A 1,515-nucleotide genomic window follows, 5' to 3' on the forward strand; every position below is an offset into this window, starting at 1 on the left:
CCACTTTGGTAATTTCGCCTTTCACGTAATGCACAAATTCTTCCAGCTGATCCGCACGGCTGGCCAGACGATCTTCTTCCTGGCCCAGATACGCCTGACGCGCTTCCAGAATCACCGGCTGATACTGCGCCGGCAGACGTTCCATGGCCCAATCCGCCGCCACATCTTTCGGCGCAATTTTGCCGGTCACCGCGCTATACCAAATACGGCTCAGGGTCAGCACCACGTTGCGTTCATCACCCGCCCAATCCGGCGGGCTGTTCCACAGGGTCAGGGTTTCGTTCAGCGCTTCAAACAGGTCCTGTTCCGGCACCGGATCAAACAGTTCTTCCGCTGCCGGACCAACCAGCGCCACGCTATGTTCACGCGCTTTGGTCAGCAGAATGGCCAGATCGATATCAATGGTCGCCGGTTCAAAAATGCCGGCCAGAATATCGTTACGCTGCCATTCGCCAAACTGCAGCTCACGTTTCGCCGGATAACGCCACGGAATAATGTCATCATGCACCACGATGGTCACTTCCACCGCACGCAGAATTTCGCTTTCACCCGGGCTCGCGCTGGTTTCCAGCAGATCGTTAATCAGCGCACGACGGGTGGTTTCATCCAGACGCACGGTCACGGTCACCAGCAGATCAATATCGCTATGCGGTTTCAGGCCGCCATCCACCGCGCTGCCATACAGATGCACGGCCAGCAGGGTCGGTTCCAGATGACGTTCAATCACGCCCACCACTTCAGACAGCTGGGTGCTCACTTCCGCAATCACCGCTTCACGCATAATGTTCAGTTTGGTTTTCGGACGGCTGCCCTGCTGGGTCACATCGTTGCTGCTCCACAGCATCAGGCAACGGCCCACCGCATAACGCGCCTGCTGTTTGCTCGCACGCGGCATGCTCTGCACGCCAAAAAAGCAATCATAGCACGCCATAAACACCGCCACCGCACCATTACCGCCGCTACGTTCGGTCAGGGTACGGCTCCAATTACGGCTACGCATACTCTTCCTTTTTCAATATTATTGAAGCATTTATCAGGGTTATTGTCTCATGAGCGGATACATATTTGAATGTATTTAGAAAAATAAACAAATAGGGGTTCCGCGCACATTTCCCCGAAAAGTGCCACCTAAATTGTAAGCGTTAATATTTTGTTAAAATTCGCGTTAAATTTTTGTTAAATCAGCTCATTTTTTAACCAATAGGCCGAAATCGGCAAAATCCCTTATAAATCAAAAGAATAGACCGAGATAGGGTTGAGTGGCCGCTACAGGGCGCTCCCATTCGCCATTCAGGCTGCGCAACTGTTGGGAAGGGCGTTTCGGTGCGGGCCTCTTCGCTATTACGCCAGCTGGCGAAAGGGGGATGTGCTGCAAGGCGATTAAGTTGGGTAACGCCAGGGTTTTCCCAGTCACGACGTTGTAAAACGACGGCCAGTGAGCGCGACGTAATACGACTCACTATAGGGCGAATTGAGTGAAGGCCGTCAAGGCCTAGGCGCGCCGGATCCCCCGGG

At 53.8% G+C, this 1,515-nt stretch carries 1 protein-coding gene; it reads right to left on the reverse strand.

Annotated elements, in window-relative coordinates:
- Nucleotides 1-781: ANT(3'')-Ia family aminoglycoside nucleotidyltransferase AadA1 (aadA1, locus tag FJD38_RS24345; protein ID WP_146388031.1), on the reverse strand; the 781-nt coding region annotated here is incomplete at its 3' end.
- Nucleotides 782-1,515 lie beyond the last annotated feature (734 nt).

Source organism: Pseudomonas saxonica (assembly GCF_007858365.1).
In the GTDB taxonomy this organism is placed as follows: Bacteria; Pseudomonadota; Gammaproteobacteria; order Pseudomonadales; family Pseudomonadaceae; genus Aquipseudomonas; species Aquipseudomonas saxonica.